Genomic DNA, 15,146 nt, shown 5'->3' with positions numbered 1-15,146 from the left:
GTTTGTCCACGCGGCCTAGAGCAGATCCCGTTCGGGTGGCCTCACCGGAACGGCTCAAGCCGGGGCGTGTGGAAAATGCCCCGGCGTTCGATCCGCGGATACGGAACCCGCCCAGGCGGCGGCGGTTCAGGGCGGGTCGGAGGAAAGGCTCGTGCCCATGCCGCAGGACGACGCACCGCCCGCCCCCGAAGCCGCGGCGGCACGCGAGGCCGGGCTGCGCCATGTCTCGGACGAGGCACCGGGCATCCTGCGGCGGCGCGCCGGCCGGGGGTTCACCTATCGCCTGCCTGAGGGCGGGCCGGTGCGCGACGCGGCCACGCTGCGGCGGATCCGTGCCCTCGCCATCCCCCCGGCCTGGACGCAGGTATGGATCTGCCCCGATCCGGACGGGCACATCCAGGCCACGGGCCGCGACCAGAAGGGGCGCAAGCAGTACCGCTACCATCCCCGCTGGCGCGCCGTGCGCGACGCGGCGAAGTATGGGCACATGCTGGAATTCGCCCGCGCCCTGCCCGGCATCCGGGCGCGCGTCCAGGCCGACATGCGCCTGCCGGGCCTGCCGCGGGAACGGGTGCTGGCCACCGTGGTGCACCTGCTGGAGGCGACGCTGATCCGCGTCGGCAACGACGACTATGCGGCGCGCAACGGCAGCTACGGGCTGACCACGCTGCGCGCGCGGCATGTGCAGGTGGACGGCGCGGCGCTGCGCTTCGCCTTCCGCGGCAAGAGCGGCCGGGTGTGGCGGCTGCGGGTGACGGACCGGCGGGTGGCCCGCATCGCCCGGGCCTGCCAGGAGCTGCCGGGCCAGGAGCTGTTCCAGTATCTCGACGCGGAAGGGGCGGTGCGCGACGTCACCTCCGGCGACGTCAACGCCTATCTGCGCGAGATTTCGGGCCGCGACATCACGGCCAAGGATTTCCGCACCTGGGCCGGCACGGTGCTGGCGGCGATGGCACTGCGCGAACTCGGCGCGGTGGATGGCCAGGCCGCGGCCAAGCGCAACATCACTGCCGCGATCGAACGGGTGGCGGCGCGGCTCGGCAACACGCCAACCATCTGCCGGCAGTGCTACGTTCATCCGCAGGTCTTCGATGCCTACCTCGAAGGCGATCTGCTGCGGCAGGTGGAGGAGAAGGCACTCGCCGAGTTGCGCGAGGACATGGCGCAGCTACGGCCGGAGGAGGCGATGGTGCTGGCCCTGCTGCTGCGCCGCCTGCGGCAGGAGGAAACTGGCAAATCCGCGGCCCGGCGGGCCAACAGGTGCAGGCGGCCCGGCACGCCACGCCGCGCCCGGCCTGCCCCTACGCGGTACGGAACGGTGGAGCTGTCCGCCTGAGGAGCGGCGGCCCTCGTCACAGGCCGCCGCTCCCTCGGGGTCGCCCGCTCCGGCGCGTGCCGGAGCGGGAAACGGCTCAGCGCCGCGGCGCCGTCAGGGCGCCGCCCGCGGCGCCGATGCCGCCGCCGATCAGCGCGCCGGTTCCGACATTGCCGCCGGTCGCGGCGCTCACGCCCGCGCCCGCGCCCGCGCCAAGCAGGCCGCCCGAAACCGCCCGCCCGCCAGGGGTGGTGCCGCAGGCCGCCAGGCTCAGGGACACCGCGCCAACCAGAAGCATGGCGAAGAATTTGCGCGCCCTCATGGCTTTCTCCCTGTTGCGTCGCAGGCAGTGAACGCCGCTTGCGGAGGGGAGTGGTTCCCTTCCGGCATCACAAATCGCCATCGCCGCTCGGGGCGGCACGCCCCCAAGGCAGCCCACCGGATCCTGGGCAAACCTCGCGCACGAAACTGTGATGCCCCGATCCCCACCGGACTCGGACCACTTCCGGGCCTTATTGCGTCCATATTGCGATGCGGCAAGGCTTCCGAGGTGACTGATGCCCCGCGCAGCGCCACCATCGCAGCCCCACCTCGCCTGGAGGGAGATCGGGCGTTCCTGGCCGGACCAGGAGGCCGAATGGACCACCTGGGTCGCGCATCTGAACGAGCGCGGCGACGCACTCTATCGCTGCCTGATCGCCGCCGATGGGGAGATGACGGTGACGGTGGACCTTCGTACCCAGGACAGGCTGGGCGGGTCCACGCTGCATCGCGGCCGCTGCCCCGTACCGCCGGCGCCGGCAGAGGCGGCCGAACGCCGCCGCCTGCTGCTGGCCCGGGCCGATGCCGCCGCCGTCGCCGCGGTGGAGGCCGCCCGCACCCGCAGCCGCTGGCCCCATGCTGCCACCACGGGCCGCACCGATCCCCTTGCCGCCCCGGAGCTCGAGCACCGCATCCGCTACCGCGCCTATTTCCTCTGGGAACGGGAGGGCCGGCCGGAGGGCCGCGCCGAGGAGTTCTGGGAGCGCGCCCGCCAGGAGGAGGCGCGCTGCTTGGCCCTGCCGACGGAAGGGTGATGCCCCCGGGCCGGACGAGGCTCGCGCGAGGTTGATCGTTGCGTCCGCGTTTATGCTTTCCGTGCCTGAATCGCCGTCGCAACATCGCCCCACCGCAGGGACGCAGAACGACGATGAGCAAGCGGGTCATCGCAGCAATCAGCCCCGACGGCGCCTCGCCCCCCCTCTATCTCCTGGGATACCGCGACGAGGGGGAGGGCTGGGAATGCCGCTGGACCCCGCGGCGCGCCCGCGCCCGCTGGTTCGACAGCGACGAGGCCGAGATCGAGGTCAGGCTCCTGGCGCCCCGGCACGAGGGGTGGCGCATCCTCTCGCCCGAGCCGGTGGGGGCGTGAGGGGCCTGGCGCCGCCCCCCGCGGCACCGGGGCGCCGCGCCCCGTCTCAGCCCCGCCCCGCCTCCTCCGGCGTGAGCAGCCGCAGCGACAGGGCGTGCAGCCCGCTGCCGAATTCGGGCGCCAGCACGGCATGGGCGGCGCGGGAGCGGGCGACGCGGCTCATGCCGGCGAAGGCGGGGGAGACGACCTCGACGGTGTAGTGCGTCTCGCCTTCCGGCCTGGCGCCGGCATGGCCGGCATGGCGGTGGCTGTCGTCCTGCACCCGCACCTCGGCGGACGGAAAGGCGGCTTGCAACGCGTCGCGGATGCGCTCGGCCCGGGTCTGCATGGCCGCCTTTTCAAGCCGCCTCGCCGTTCGCGCAAGGCATGGCGCCCCCGTGCCCGCGTGGCTTGCGCCCCCCCCATGCCGCCCTCATAAGGACGCGATGCCTCGTCGTGGCGAACGCCCCGCAACCGCCGCGCCCGGTCCCGGGCCATCGCCGCGTCCCTGCGACGCGCCGGGCTGCGCGGCCGCCGGGGAGTTCCGGGCGCCGCGCTCCCGCTCCCGGCTGAACGACTACCTCTGGTTCTGCCTGCCGCACGTCCGCGAGTACAATTCGGCCTGGGACTACTACAAGGGGATGGACGCGGCCGAGATCGAGAACCATCTCCGTCTCGATGCGGGGTGGCAGCGCCCGACTTGGCCGCTCGGGCGGCTCGGCGGCCACCGCCGGTTCGATCCCGAGATGCTGCGCGATCCCCTGGGCCTGCTGCGGGGGGGCGGACGGCGAAGGGAAAGGGGGGCAGGGTCCGGCGGGGCCGAGGCACCGCCCGAACTGCGCGCCGCCCTCGACGTTCTGGGGCTCGGCTGGCCGCTCGACCCGTCGGCGCTCCGTGCCCGCTACAAAGAGCTGGTGAAGCGCTACCACCCGGACGCCAATGGCGGAGACAGGCAGGCGGAGGAGCGGCTGAAGGACGTGAACCGCGCCTACAGCCTGCTCCGCACGCGGCTCGGCGCCCCCCGGGCCGGCGCGGCCGCCGCCGCCCCGCCGCCCTGAGCCCGGGTAGCCTCCGGACCGGTGCTGCCCTAGACTTCCCACGAGAGCTGAAGCGGATGCCGATGAACAAGGTCGCCAACCTCGCCGAGATCCGTCCCACCTCGGCGATCGACACCCCCGACACCACGGTGGACGCGCGCACGGCCTTCGGGCTCGACCTCGACATGCAGGTGCCGGCCTTCTCCACCCGCACCGAGCACGTGCCGGAGGTGGACAGCGCCTACCGCTTCGACCGCGAGACCACCCTCGCCATCCTGGCCGGCTTCGCCTTCAACCGGCGGGTGATGATCCAGGGCTATCACGGCACCGGCAAGTCCACCCACATCGAGCAGGTCGCGGCGCGGCTGAACTGGCCCTGCATCCGCGTCAACCTCGACAGCCACATCAGCCGCATCGACCTGATCGGCAAGGACGCGATCGTGCTGAAGGACGGCAAGCAGGTGACCGAGTTCCGCGAGGGCATCCTGCCCTGGGCGCTGCAGCACCCCTGCGCGCTGGTGTTCGACGAGTACGACGCCGGCCGCCCGGACGTGATGTTCGTGATCCAGCGCGTGCTGGAGGTGGAGGGCAAGCTGACGCTGCTCGACCAGAACCGCGTCATCCGCCCCCATCCCTGCTTCCGCCTGTTCGCCACGGCGAACACGGTGGGCCTCGGCGACACCACGGGACTCTACCACGGCACCCAGCAGATCAACCAGGGCCAGATGGACCGCTGGAACATCGTGGCCACGCTGAACTACCTGCCGCACGCGCAGGAGACGGAGATCGTGCTGGCCAAGCTCGGCGCCGAGAGCGACCCGAAGATGAAGAAGCAGGTGGAGGCGATGGTGGCGCTGGCCGACCTGACGCGCGCCGGCTTCATCGCCGGGGACATCTCCACCGTGATGAGCCCGCGCACCGTCATCACCTGGGCGGAGAACGCGCGCATCTTCGGCGATGTCGGCTTCGCCTTCCGCCTCACCTTCCTCAACAAGTGCGACGAGGCGGAGCGGGCGACGGTGGCCGAATACTACCAGCGCTGCTTCAACGAGGAGCTGCCGAGCGGCACGCTGCTGCGCAAGGCGAGCTGAGCGCCCCCGACACCCCACCGGACCGCGGGTGAGCCGATGAGCAAGCAGGACCTGACCCGCCAGGAGGAGTTCAAGCGCGCCACCGCCGGCGTGCTGCGCGCCCTCGCCCACGCCACGCCCGAGGTGCAGGTGGCCTTCCAGCCCGGCCCCTCCGGCGTCTCCGGCAAGCGCGTCCGCCTGCCGCTGCCCACGCGCGCCCTGCCGCCGGCCGAGGTGGCGCGGCTGCGCGGGGCGGCGGACGCGGCGGCGCTGCGCCTGCGCCACCATTCCGACGCCGTGCACGCCGCCCGCCTGCCGCAGCGGCGCGAGGCGAAGGAGGTGTTCGACGCGCTCGAGGACGTGCGGGTCGAGGCGCTGGGCAGCCGCCACATGCCCGGCGTCGCCGCCAACCTGCGCGCCCGCCTGGCCGAGCAGTGCGAGGCCGAGGGCTACGACCGCATGACGCGCAAGGACCAGCTCCCGCTCCCCGCGGCGCTGTCCCTGCTGGCGCGCGAGCGCATCTCCGGCGAGCCGGCGCCGGAGGCGGCGCAGCGGGTCCTCGACCTGTGGCGCGGCACCATCGGCGAGAAGGCCGAGGCGGCGCTGTCCGAGATGGCCTCGGCAACCGAGGACCAGGACGCCTATGCCCGCGCCGCCCGCCGCCTGCTCGCGGCGCTCGACCTCGCCGAAGCGGAGCTGGAGAGCGAGGCCGAGCAGCAGGAAGACGGCGAGGAGCAGGGCGAGCAGTCCGCCATGCAGGACCAGTCCGGGGAGGGCGAGGCCCAGGCCCAGGACCAGGAGAGCATGCTCGGCGCCCAGCCCGAGGCGATGCAGGGCGAGGCCGCCGAGGAAGAGGTCCAGGAGGCCGAGGAGGAGGGCGCCGCCGCCGAGGGCGACGACAAGCCCGGCGGCCCCCAGCAGCGCCGCGAGGTGCCGCAGACCGCCGACATCTCCCGCTACCACCCCTTCACCAGTGCCTTCGACGAGGTGGTGGAGGCCGAGGACCTCTGCGACCCGGAGGAGCTGACGCGGCTGCGCCAGCAGCTCGACCAGCAGCTCTCCCACCTGCAGGGCGTGGTCTCCAAGCTTGCCAACCGGCTGCAGCGCCGCCTGCTCGCGCAGCAGCAGCGCGCCTGGGAGTTCGACCTGGAGGAGGGGCTGCTCGACGTCGCCCGCCTCGCCCGCGTGGTGGCGAATCCGATGCACTCCCTCTCCTACAAGCGGGAGCGCGAGGCGGATTTCCGCGACACGGTGGTGACGCTGCTGATCGACAACTCCGGCTCCATGCGCGGCCGCCCGATCACCGTCGCCGCCATGTGCAGCGACATCCTGGCGCGCACGCTGGAGCGATGCTCGGTGAAGGTGGAGATCCTCGGCTTCACCACCCGCGCCTGGAAGGGCGGGCAGAGCCGCGAGAAGTGGGTGCAGGAAGGCAAGCCGCGCAACCCCGGCCGGCTGAACGACCTGCGGCACGTCATCTACAAGGCGGCCGACGCCCCCTGGCGGCGGGCGCGGAAGAATCTCGGCCTGATGCTGCGCGAGGGGCTGCTGAAGGAGAACATCGACGGCGAGGCGCTGGAATGGGCCTATCGCCGCCTGCTCGTCCGCCCGGAGCGCCGCCGCATCCTGATGGTGATCTCCGACGGCGCGCCGGTGGACGATTCCACCCTCTCCGTGAACCCCGGCAACTACCTGGAGCGCCACCTGCGCAAGGTGATCGCCGACATCGAGGGCCGCGGCGACGTGGAGCTGATCGCGATCGGCATCGGCCACGACGTCACCCGCTACTATCGCCGCGCCGTCACCATCGTGGATGCCGAGGAGCTCGGCGGCACCATGATGAAGAAGCTCGCCGAGCTGTTCGACGAGGACGCCTCGGAGGCCTGGCACCGCGCGGCGGCGGAGCGCGCGGCGCTGGTCGCCTGAGCGGCGCGTGATCGCACCGGGCGGGACCGGCCGCCGCGCCTTCCTGCTCGGCGCCGCGGGGGTTCTGGCGGCCTCCGCCTGCGCGGCGGAGAAGGCCGAGCGGCCCCTCGCCCGCCCGGTGCCGCTGCAGGTGCCGCCCGGCTCGCCCCTGGAGCCGCTTGGCGCCCTGGTGCTGGACGGCGCCGAGCCCGCCTTCCGCGGCCTTTCCGGCCTGCGCCTGGATGACGCGCTGCGCCTCACCGCCGTCAGCGATCTCGGCCACTGGATGAGCGCGCGCCTGGTGCTGCAGGAGGGCCGCCCCGTGGGGCTCGAGGACCTGCGCAGCGGCCCGCTGCGCGACGGCGCGGGCCAGCCCCTCGGCCGCGGCTGGGCGGGGGATGCGGAGGCGCTGGCCCGCCTGCCCGACGGCACTTGGCTGGTCGCCTTCGAGCGCTGGCACCGCATCCGCGCCTATGCCGATCTCGACGGGCCGGCCTCCTATGTCCCGGCGCCGCCCGGGCTGGAGCGGGCGCCGCGCAATGGCGGGCTGGAATCCCTCGCCGTGCTCGCCGACGGGCGCTGGCTGCTGATCACCGAGATGCTGGCCCCGCCCGAGGCGCCGGATCTGCGCCTCGGCTGGCTCGGCCGGCCGGATGCCTGGATGGAGGTGGCCTATCGCCCGGCGGAGGGGCTGCACCCGGTGGACGCGGCGCCGCTGCCGGATGGCGGGGCGCTGGTGCTGGAGCGGCGCTTCTCGCTGCTCGGCGGCTTCACCGGACGGCTGGCGCGCCTCTCCCCCGGCGCCTTGGCCGGGGCGCGCCCCGGCACGGTGCTGGAAGGAGAGACGCTGCTCGCCCTCGCCCCGCCCCTGCCCACCGACAATTACGAGGGGGTCGGCACGGCGCGGCTCGGCGGGCGCACCCTGGTCGCCCTCGTCTCGGACGACAACGAGAACCCGCTGCAGCGGGCTTGGCTGCTGCTGTTCCTGCTCGCCGACGACTGATGCGGCCGGCCCGCGCCACCGCCGCATGGGACGGGGACCACGGCCGCCGGAATGGCCGCCCTCACGCCTCGCGGTCCGGCAGGTCGAGCGTGCTCGGGTGGAACAGCGCCTCGGGGTCGAACGCCTCCGCCACCAGCCCGTCATCGCGGGCATAGCGGATCATGGCGGCGATCTCCTCGCGGTTGCGGGCGAAGCCGTAGGGCCAGGGATCGCCGCCCATGATCGCGGACTGCGCCGCCGCCTCGGCGGCGATCCAGGGCAGCGAGACGCGCAGCACGTTGACCATGGACAGCTCGGCCAGCGACAGCGCCTTGGCACGGGCGAAGGCGCGGAACAGCGCGACCGGCAGCCAGGGGTGGCGCTCCGCCACGTCCCTGCGCACCGCCAGGCAGTGCATGATCGGGAAGAAGCCGGTGGCGCGGAAATACGCCTCCTCCTCGCGCCGGAAATCGGGCCAGAGGCGCGCCACCGGGGCGCTGCCGTCGCGGAAGCAGGCGGGCGGGCGCGGGCCGATCAGCGCATCCAGCCGCCCCGCCGCCAGCGCCGCGTCGAGATCCTCGCCGAGCGGGCGCACGTCCAGCCCCTCGGGCAGCGTGATCGCCACCCGCTCGCCACCCGTCCGCCAGGCGATGCCGCGCGTGTCCACCCCGTGCCGCTCGCGCAGCATGCCGCGCACCCAGAGCGCCGCCGTCTGCTGGTATTCCGGCACGCCGATGGTGCGCCCGGCGAGGTCGGCGGCCTCGCGGATGCCGCGGTCGGTGCGGACGTACACGGCGGAGTGGCGGAAGGCGCGGGAGAGGAAGACCGGCACGCCGACATAGGGTGCGTCGCCGCGCGCGGTGGTGACGATGTGGCTGCCCATGGACAGCTCCGTCACCTCGAAGGCGCGGTCGCGCAGGGCGCGGCGGAAGATGTCCTCCGGCTCCCCCGGCAGGCCGATCAGGCGCAGGCCGGGGATGGTCACACGCCCATCCAGCACCGGCCGCGTGCGGTCGGAGAGGGTGCAGGCGAGGGAGAGGGTCAGCGTCCCGGCGGTCATGCGGCGGCGATCGCCTCCGGGGTGAAGGGCAGGGCGCGCGGGCGCACGCCGAGCGCGTCGTGGATGGCCGCGGCGATGGCGGCGATGGTCGGGCCGAGCGCGGCCTCGCCGGCGCCGAGGGGCGGCTCCTCGGGGCGCGGGACCAGATGCACCTCCACCGCCGGCACCTCGGAGAAGCGAAGGATCGGGTAGCTTTCCCAGGACTCGGTGGTGACGCGGCGGCGGTCGAACCGCACCGCCTCCTTCAGCGCGATCGAGGTGGCGTGGATGGCGCCGCCCTCGATCTGGTTGGCGACGCCGTCGGGGTTGATCGCCTCCCCCACATCGGCGGCGATCCAGAGGCGCGTGGCGCGCACCGCCGCCTCGGCCGCGATCTCCGCCACCACGGCGCACCAGGCGCCGCTGCCCTTGTAGCGGGCGAGGCCGAGCCCCATGCCGGTGCCCTCGGCGCGGGCGCGCCCCGCCCAGCCCGCCATGGCGCAGGCGCGGCGCAGCACCTCCGCCGCCCGCGGATCGTCGAGGTGGCGCAGGCGGAACTCCAGCGGGTCGGCGCCGGCCAGCGCCGCCAGCCCGTCCATCACCGATTCGATGGCCCAGACATTGACCAGCGCGCCGAGCCCGCGCAGCGCCGAGGTGCGCAGCGGCATCTCGGTGATGCGCCGGAGGCCGATGCGCAGATGCGGCACGCGGTAGAGCGGCACCGCGTTGCGCTGCGCGCCCCCGCCGGCGGCGAGCGGCGGGTTGATCGCCGGCGGCACCGCGAAGGGCTCGGCGAGGTGGGAGGCGGCGAGCAGCGTCGGCTCCTGCGCCCGTCCGGGGCGCGAGGAATGGCCGTTGCCCGCGATCTCCATGCGCCAGGAGGCGAGACTGCCCGCCGCGTCGAGCCCCGCCTCCACCTCCACCAGCGTCGCTGGCGAGAGCGGCGCCCAGGCGAGCTCGTCGGCGCGGCTCCACAGCAGGCGCACCGGGCGGCCGGGCGCGGCGCGCGCGGCGAGGGCGGCGTCCAGCGCCACGTCGTCGGCGCCGTTGTGGCCGTAGCAGCCCGCGCCCTCCCTGTGCCGCACGGTGATGCGCTCCGGCGGCAGGCGCAGCGTCTTCGAGAGGTCGGTGCGGAGATTGTAGATGCCCTGGCTGTGGGTCCAGACCTCCAGCGCCTCCCCCTCCCAGCGCGCGACGGCGCAGGAGGGCGCGAGGGAGGCATGGGCCAGGTAGGGGCGGAGGAAGGCCGCGCGCACGCGATGCGCCAGGGCCGGCGGGGCCTCGCCCCGCTCGGCCACCACGCCCTCCTCGGCCGGGGCGGTGCGCAGCCAGTCGGCGAGCGCGGCCTCCTCCGGCAGCGTGTCGCGCTCCTCCCAGGTGGCGCGGGCGGCGAGGCGCGCCGCGGCCGCCTCCGCCACATGCTCCTCGGCGGCGAGCACGGCGAGGAAGCTGCCGTCGCGCACCAGGCGCGCATCGCCCGGCAGCGCCCCCTCCCCCACCGCCAGCAGGCGCGCGCCGCGCGAGGGCGGGCGCACCACCCGCGCATGCAGCATCCCCGGCAGGCGCAGGTCGTGGACGAAGCGGGCGGCGCCGAACACCTTGTCCGGCAGGTCGAGGCGCGGCGCCGACGTGCCGGCCACGCGCCGCGCGGCGGCGGGCTTGGGCCTGGCGTCGGGCGGCGCCTCGCAGTCGAGCAGCGCCTCGTCCGCCTGCGCCCAGTAGGAGCCGACCGCCTCGCCGCGCGGGCCGAGAAAGGCGCCGTCCTCCACCCGGATCGCCTCGATCGGCACCCCCGTGCGCTGCGCTGCAACGGAGAGGTGGATGGCGCGGGCGGCGGCGCAGGCGTGGCGCAGCGCCATGCCGCATTCCTGCACCGAGAGGCTGCCCGAGGTCACCGCCTCGTTCGGGCTGTCCGGCGTCGCCGCCGGGGCGACGGCGACGCGGGCCAGCGCCACGTCCAGCTCCTCCGCCGCGATCTGCGCCAGCGCCGTCAGGATGCCCTGGCCGAGCTCGACCTTGCCGGGGCGGATCGTCACCCGCCCCTCGGCGTGGAAGCGCAGCCACTGGCCGAGGCGGCGGTTGAGGTGCAGGCTGCCCGGCAGGCGCGGCCGGTCGTCGCCGCCGCCGCCGGTGGCCATGTGGTAGGCGAGGTTCATGGCGCGCCTCCCCTGCCCTCGCGCATCGCCGCGGCGGCGCGCAGCACGGCGCGCAGGATGCGGTTGTGGCTGCCGCAGCGGCAGAGATGCGGCTCCAGCGCCGCGCGCACCGCCGCCTCGTCCGGCGCTGGGTTCGCCTCCAGCAGCGCGGCGGCGCTGACCAGGATGCCGGAGAGGCAGTAGCCGCACTGTCCCGCCTGCTCGGCGAGGAAGGCCGTCTGCAGGGGGTGCGGCGCCTCCGGGCCGCCGAGCCCCTCCACCGTGCGCACCGCCTTCCCCGCCGCGGCGCCGAGCGGCAGGGTGCAGGCATAGGCGGGCCGGTTCTCCACCAGCACCATGCAGGCGCCGCACCGCTCCGCGCCGCAGCCGTAGCGCGGCCCCGAGAGGCCGAGCGGGCCGCGCAGCGCCGCGAGCAGCGGCACCGCCTCCGGCAGCTCCACCGCTGCCGCCCTGCCGTTCAGGGTGAAGGCGACCAAGGTCCGTCCCTCCTCAGCCGACCTGGATGTTGGCCATGCGGATCCACTCCCGCTGGCGCTCGATGTCGCGGCGGAGGAAGGCCTCGAACTCCGCCACGCCCATGCGCATCGGCTGGGCGCCGAGGCGCGCCTGCGCCTCCTGCGTCTCCGGCCGGGCGAGGATGCGGTTCACCTCGGCGTTCAGGCGCTCGATCACCGCGGGCGGCGTGCCGGCGGGCGCCATCAGCCCGAGCCAGAGCGAGGCCTCGTAGCCCGGCAGCGTCGCCGCCAGCGCGGGCAGTTCCGGCAGCAGCGGGCTGGGCTCCGGGCCGGTGGTCGCCAGGCCGCGCACGCGGCCGCTGCGGATGTGCTCGGCCATGGTGGGGATGGCGTCGAACATCATCGGGATCTGGCCGCCGAGCACCGCGGTGCGCGCCTGGTCGCTGCCGCGGAAGGGCACGTGCAGCAGCTCGATCCCGGCCATGGCGCGGAACACCTCCCCGGCGATGTGGTAGGGCGTGCCCGGGCCGGAGGAGGCGTATTCCATCCGCCCCGGATTGGCCTTGGCATGAGCGATCAGCTCGGACACGCTGCGCGCGGGGACGGAGGGATGCACCACCAGCACCTGGTAGGCGATGTTCACCGCCGCCACGGGGACGAGGTCGCGCATCAGCGCGTAGGGCCGGTTCGGCAGCAGCGTCTCGTTGGCGGTGTGGGTGTTCGACATCATCAGCAGCGTGTGCCCGTCGGGCGCCGACTTGGCGACGTGGTCGGTGCCGATCACCGCGCCGGCGCCGGGGCGGTTGTCCACCAGCACCGGCTGGCCGAGCGCCTGGCCGAGCGGCTCGGCCAGGAAGCGCGCGGCGACGTCGGCCGAGCCGCCGAGGCCGAAGGGCACGACGATGCGCAGCGGCCGGGCCGGCCAGGTTGGCTGGGCACGGGCGGCGCGGCTGGTGGCGATGAGCCCCGCCCCGAAGGCGGCGAGGCAGGCGCGGCGGCTGGTCATTCTCGTTCCCTCCCGGACGGGCGCGTCGGGGGGCGAGGATCCGCCGCCCGCGCCGCGGCGGCAAGCCCGCCCGCCGGCCGGCGCGGCGGGCCGGGGCTTCACATCGCCACGGCCGCGGCAAACCCGGATCGTCCCAGGATCGTTCGCATCCTGGCCCGGCGGCGCCCGGAGCGGGGAGGACGGCCATGACCGAGCGCAGACCCCTGTCGCTGCACGTTCCGGAGCCGCCGGTGCGCCCGGGCGGCAAGCCGGACTTCAGCCGCCTCGCGATCCCGCAGGCCGGCGCGGTGCGGCGCCCGCCGGTGGACGTGGCGGCGCACGACATCCACGACCTCGGCTACTCCATCATCCGCGTGCTCAACCGCCAGGGGGAGGCGGTCGGGCCCTGGGACCCGAAGCTCGACCCGGAGGTGCTGAAGGCGGGGCTGCGCGCCATGATGAAGACCCGCGCCTTCGACGCGCGCATGATGATGGCGCAGCGCCAGGGCAAGACCTCCTTCTACATGCAGTGCACGGGGGAGGAGGCGATCGCCTGCGCCTTCCAGATGGAGCTCGGGAAGGGGGACATGAACTTCCCCACCTACCGCCAGCAGGGGCTGCTGATCGCCCAGGACTGGCCGCTCACCGATCTGATGTGCCAGATCTTCTCCAACGAGAAGGACCGCCTGCGCGGGCGGCAGCTTCCGGTGCTCTACTCGGCGCGGGAGGCCGGGTTCTTCTCCGTCTCCGGCAATCTCGGCACGCAGTACGTGCAGGCGGTGGGCTGGGCGATGGCCTCGGCGATCAGCGGCGACACGCGCATCGCCGCCGGCTGGATCGGCGAGGGCTCGACGGCGGAAAGCGACTTCCACTCGGCCCTGGTGTTCGCCTCCGTCTACCGCCCGCCGGTGGTGCTGAACGTGGTGAACAACCAGTGGGCCATCTCCTCCCCCCAGACCGTGGCGGGCGGCGAGAGCGCGACCTTCGCCGCGCGGGCGCATGGCTACGGCATCCCCTCGCTGCGCGCCGACGGCAACGACTATCTCGCGGTGCGCGCCGTCGCCGCCTGGGCGGTGGAGCGGGCGCGGCGCAACCTCGGCCCGACGCTGATCGAATGGGTCACCTACCGCGCCGGGCCGCATTCCAGCTCCGACGACCCCTCGCGCTACCGGCCGAAGGAGGAATCCGACGCCTGGCCGCTCGGCGACCCGATCGAGCGGCTGAAGAAGCACCTCATCGTGCTCGGCACCTGGAGCGAGGAGCGGCATACCCAGATGCAGGCGGAGATCGAGGAGGAGGTGCTGCTGGCGCAGCGCGAGGCGGAGCGCCACGGCACGCTGCACGACGGGCCGCGGCCCAGCACCGCCACCATGTTCGAGGACGTGTTCAAGGAGATGCCCCGCCACCTGCGCGAGCAGCGCCAGGAGCTGGGGATCTGAACCATGCCGCGCCGCACCATGATCGAGGCGATCCGCGACGCGCTCGACGTGATGATGGCGCGCGATCCGCGCGTCGTCGTGTTCGGCGAGGATGTGGGCTATTTCGGCGGCGTGTTCCGCTGCACCGAGGGGCTGCAGCGCAAGTACGGCCCCTCCCGCTGCTTCGACACGCCGATCTCGGAATCCGGCATCGTCGGCGCCGCCGTCGGCATGGCCGCCTACGGGCTGCGGCCCGTGGCCGAGATCCAGTTCGCGGACTACATGTATCCGGGCTACGACCAGATCGTCTCCGAGGCGGCGCGGCTGCGCTACCGCTCGGCCGGGGAGTTCACCGCGCCGCTCGTGGTGCGCATGCCCTGCGGCGGCGGCATCTTCGGCGGGCAGACCCACAGCCAGAGCCCGGAGGCGCTGTTCACCCATGTCTGCGGCATCAAGACCGTCATCCCCTCCAACCCGCATGACGCCAAGGGGCTGCTGATCGCCTCCATCGAGGACGAGGACCCGGTCATCTTCCTGGAGCCGAAGCGGCTCTACAACGGCCCTTTCGACGGCCATCCGGAGAAGCCGGCGGTGCCCTGGTCCCGCCACCCGCTGAGTGAGACGCCGGAGGGGCACTACACCGTGCCGCTCGGCCAGGCGGCGGTGCGGCGCGAGGGCGCGGCGGTGACGGTGCTCGCCTACGGCACCATGGTGCATGTCGCCGAGGCGGCGGCGGAGGAGACCGGGGTGGATGCCGAGATCCTGGACCTGCGCACCCTGGTCCCGCTCGACATCGACGCCATCGTGCGCTCGGTGCGCAAGACCGGGCGCTGCGTCATCCTGCACGAGGCGACCCGCACCTCGGGCTTCGGCGCCGAGCTGTCGGCGCAGGTGCAGGAGCGCTGCTTCTGGCACCTGGAGGCGCCGATCCTCCGCGTCACCGGCTGGGACACGCCCTATCCGCACGCGCAGGAATGGGACTACTTCCCCGGCGCTGCCCGCGTCGGCCGCGCCCTGCGCGCGGCGGTGGAGGGCTGAGATGGGCACGCGCATCGTCCGGCTGCCCGACATCGGCGAGGGCATCGCCGAGGCCGAGCTGGTCGCCTGGCACGTCCGGCCCGGCGACATCGTGCGCGAGGACCAGCCGCTCGCCGAGGTGATGACCGACAAGGCGACGGTGGAGATCCCCTCCCCCGTCACCGGCACCGTCATCGCCCTCGGCGGCGAGGTCGGCGCCCGGCTGGCGGTGGGGAGCGAGCTGGTCCGGCTCGAGGTGCCCGGCGCGCCAGGGGAGGAGGTGCCGCCCCCGCCCCGCCTGCCCGCCTCGCCACCGGCCCCGGAACCGCCGCCCCCGGCGGCGCCGGACGCGGCCGCGCCGCGGCCCGCGCCGCCCC

General features: G+C 74.3%; 16 protein-coding genes. 10 read left to right on the top strand and 6 right to left on the bottom strand.

Going from position 1 to position 15,146, the window contains the following annotated elements:
• Positions 1–157: 157 nt before the first annotated feature.
• Positions 158–1,336, top strand: coding sequence for a DNA topoisomerase IB (locus ET526_RS19540; protein ID WP_135470449.1), 1,179 nt, complete (start codon positions 158–160; stop codon positions 1,334–1,336).
• 76 nt (positions 1,337–1,412) lie between these two features.
• Here ET526_RS19540 and ET526_RS19535 read toward each other — a convergent pair whose 3' ends face one another.
• Positions 1,413–1,637, bottom strand: coding sequence for a hypothetical protein (locus ET526_RS19535; protein ID WP_135470447.1), 225 nt, complete (start codon positions 1,635–1,637; stop codon positions 1,413–1,415).
• Between the two features lie 235 nt (positions 1,638–1,872).
• Here ET526_RS19535 and ET526_RS19530 point away from each other — a divergent pair, with 235 nt between their 5' ends.
• Entirely contained in the window at positions 1,873–2,391 is a 519-nt protein-coding gene (locus ET526_RS19530; RefSeq protein ID WP_240048493.1) for a DUF2934 domain-containing protein, read from the top strand.
• A 113-nt stretch (positions 2,392–2,504) separates the two neighbouring features.
• Positions 2,505–2,726: a hypothetical protein gene (locus ET526_RS19525; RefSeq protein WP_135470445.1), complete on the top strand. Its 222-nt coding sequence runs from the start codon at positions 2,505–2,507 to the stop codon at positions 2,724–2,726.
• A 46-nt stretch (positions 2,727–2,772) separates the two neighbouring features.
• Here ET526_RS19525 and ET526_RS19520 read toward each other — a convergent pair whose 3' ends face one another.
• Complete coding sequence (locus ET526_RS19520) at positions 2,773–3,054, bottom strand: BolA family protein (protein WP_135470443.1); 282 nt, start codon at positions 3,052–3,054, stop codon at positions 2,773–2,775.
• Positions 3,055–3,151: 97 nt separating this feature from the next.
• Between ET526_RS19520 and ET526_RS19515 the strand changes: the two genes are divergently transcribed.
• From ET526_RS19515 to ET526_RS19500, 4 genes are all read left to right on the top strand, one after another.
• Positions 3,152–3,763: a J domain-containing protein gene (locus ET526_RS19515; protein WP_135470441.1), complete on the top strand. Its 612-nt coding sequence runs from the start codon at positions 3,152–3,154 to the stop codon at positions 3,761–3,763.
• A 62-nt stretch (positions 3,764–3,825) separates the two neighbouring features.
• Positions 3,826–4,833, top strand: coding sequence for a cobaltochelatase subunit CobS (cobS, locus tag ET526_RS19510; RefSeq protein ID WP_135470439.1), 1,008 nt, complete (start codon positions 3,826–3,828; stop codon positions 4,831–4,833).
• Between the two features lie 36 nt (positions 4,834–4,869).
• Positions 4,870–6,738, top strand: a complete 1,869-nt coding sequence (cobT, locus tag ET526_RS19505; protein ID WP_135470436.1) for a cobaltochelatase subunit CobT — start codon at positions 4,870–4,872, stop codon at positions 6,736–6,738.
• Positions 6,739–6,745: 7 nt separating this feature from the next.
• Complete coding sequence (locus ET526_RS19500; RefSeq protein ID WP_135470434.1) at positions 6,746–7,720, top strand: esterase-like activity of phytase family protein; 975 nt, start codon at positions 6,746–6,748, stop codon at positions 7,718–7,720.
• 61 nt (positions 7,721–7,781) lie between these two features.
• Here ET526_RS19500 and ET526_RS19495 read toward each other — a convergent pair whose 3' ends face one another.
• Genes ET526_RS19495 through ET526_RS19480 form a run of 4 tightly spaced genes read right to left on the bottom strand, consistent with a single transcriptional unit; the run spans position 7,782 to position 12,355 of the window.
• Entirely contained in the window at positions 7,782–8,759 is a 978-nt protein-coding gene (locus ET526_RS19495) for a substrate-binding domain-containing protein (RefSeq protein ID WP_135470431.1), read from the bottom strand.
• Positions 8,756–10,894 carry a molybdopterin cofactor-binding domain-containing protein gene (locus tag ET526_RS19490; RefSeq protein ID WP_135470429.1) on the bottom strand — a complete coding sequence of 713 codons (2,139 nt, stop codon included), beginning with the start codon at positions 10,892–10,894 and terminating at the stop codon, positions 8,756–8,758. Before ET526_RS19490 ends, ET526_RS19495 begins: the two co-directional genes overlap by 4 nt.
• Positions 10,891–11,370, bottom strand: a complete 480-nt coding sequence (locus ET526_RS19485; protein WP_135470427.1) for a (2Fe-2S)-binding protein — start codon at positions 11,368–11,370, stop codon at positions 10,891–10,893. Before ET526_RS19485 ends, ET526_RS19490 begins: the two co-directional genes overlap by 4 nt.
• A gap of 13 nt (positions 11,371–11,383) precedes the next feature.
• Complete coding sequence (locus ET526_RS19480) at positions 11,384–12,355, bottom strand: Bug family tripartite tricarboxylate transporter substrate binding protein (protein ID WP_135470425.1); 972 nt, start codon at positions 12,353–12,355, stop codon at positions 11,384–11,386.
• A gap of 185 nt (positions 12,356–12,540) precedes the next feature.
• On the opposite strand from ET526_RS19480, the gene ET526_RS19475 reads away from it, so the two are divergent.
• The 3 genes from ET526_RS19475 to ET526_RS19465 all read left to right on the top strand — a co-directional run.
• Positions 12,541–13,773 (top strand): 3-methyl-2-oxobutanoate dehydrogenase (2-methylpropanoyl-transferring) subunit alpha, encoded by a 1,233-nt coding sequence (locus ET526_RS19475; protein WP_135470423.1) that lies wholly within the window; start codon positions 12,541–12,543, stop codon positions 13,771–13,773.
• Between the two features lie 3 nt (positions 13,774–13,776).
• Positions 13,777–14,790, top strand: a complete 1,014-nt coding sequence (locus tag ET526_RS19470; protein WP_135470421.1) for an alpha-ketoacid dehydrogenase subunit beta — start codon at positions 13,777–13,779, stop codon at positions 14,788–14,790.
• A 1-nt stretch (position 14,791) separates the two neighbouring features.
• Positions 14,792–15,146, top strand: a 355-nt coding sequence (locus ET526_RS19465; protein WP_338025372.1) for a biotin/lipoyl-containing protein, incomplete at its 3' end; no start/stop codon positions are given.

The sequence above is a fragment of the Crenalkalicoccus roseus genome (assembly GCF_004761865.1).
Classification (GTDB): domain Bacteria; phylum Pseudomonadota; class Alphaproteobacteria; order Acetobacterales; family Acetobacteraceae; genus Crenalkalicoccus; species Crenalkalicoccus roseus.
The sequence above is the reverse complement of the archived record's forward strand: the minus strand, read 5'-3'. Positions and strand labels throughout refer to the sequence as shown.

Excerpts from the sequence above, each read along its gene's own strand:
- ET526_RS19540 (WP_135470449.1), top strand. The coding sequence starts at position 158 with ATGCCGCAGGACGACGCACCGCCCGCCCCCGAAGCCGCGGCGGCACGC.
- ET526_RS19525 (WP_135470445.1), top strand. The coding sequence starts at position 2,505 with ATGAGCAAGCGGGTCATCGCAGCAATCAGCCCCGACGGCGCCTCGCCC.
- ET526_RS19515 (WP_135470441.1), top strand. The coding sequence starts at position 3,152 with ATGCCTCGTCGTGGCGAACGCCCCGCAACCGCCGCGCCCGGTCCCGGG.
- ET526_RS19535 (WP_135470447.1), bottom strand. The coding sequence starts at position 1,637 with ATGAGGGCGCGCAAATTCTTCGCCATGCTTCTGGTTGGCGCGGTGTCC.
- cobS (WP_135470439.1), top strand. The coding sequence starts at position 3,826 with ATGAACAAGGTCGCCAACCTCGCCGAGATCCGTCCCACCTCGGCGATC.
- ET526_RS19530 (WP_240048493.1), top strand. The coding sequence starts at position 1,873 with ATGCCCCGCGCAGCGCCACCATCGCAGCCCCACCTCGCCTGGAGGGAG.
- ET526_RS19495 (WP_135470431.1), bottom strand. The coding sequence starts at position 8,759 with ATGACCGCCGGGACGCTGACCCTCTCCCTCGCCTGCACCCTCTCCGAC.
- cobT (WP_135470436.1), top strand. The coding sequence starts at position 4,870 with ATGAGCAAGCAGGACCTGACCCGCCAGGAGGAGTTCAAGCGCGCCACC.
- ET526_RS19475 (WP_135470423.1), top strand. The coding sequence starts at position 12,541 with ATGACCGAGCGCAGACCCCTGTCGCTGCACGTTCCGGAGCCGCCGGTG.
- ET526_RS19520 (WP_135470443.1), bottom strand. The coding sequence starts at position 3,054 with ATGCAGACCCGGGCCGAGCGCATCCGCGACGCGTTGCAAGCCGCCTTT.
- ET526_RS19490 (WP_135470429.1), bottom strand. The coding sequence starts at position 10,894 with ATGAACCTCGCCTACCACATGGCCACCGGCGGCGGCGGCGACGACCGG.
- ET526_RS19470 (WP_135470421.1), top strand. The coding sequence starts at position 13,777 with ATGCCGCGCCGCACCATGATCGAGGCGATCCGCGACGCGCTCGACGTG.
- ET526_RS19480 (WP_135470425.1), bottom strand. The coding sequence starts at position 12,355 with ATGACCAGCCGCCGCGCCTGCCTCGCCGCCTTCGGGGCGGGGCTCATC.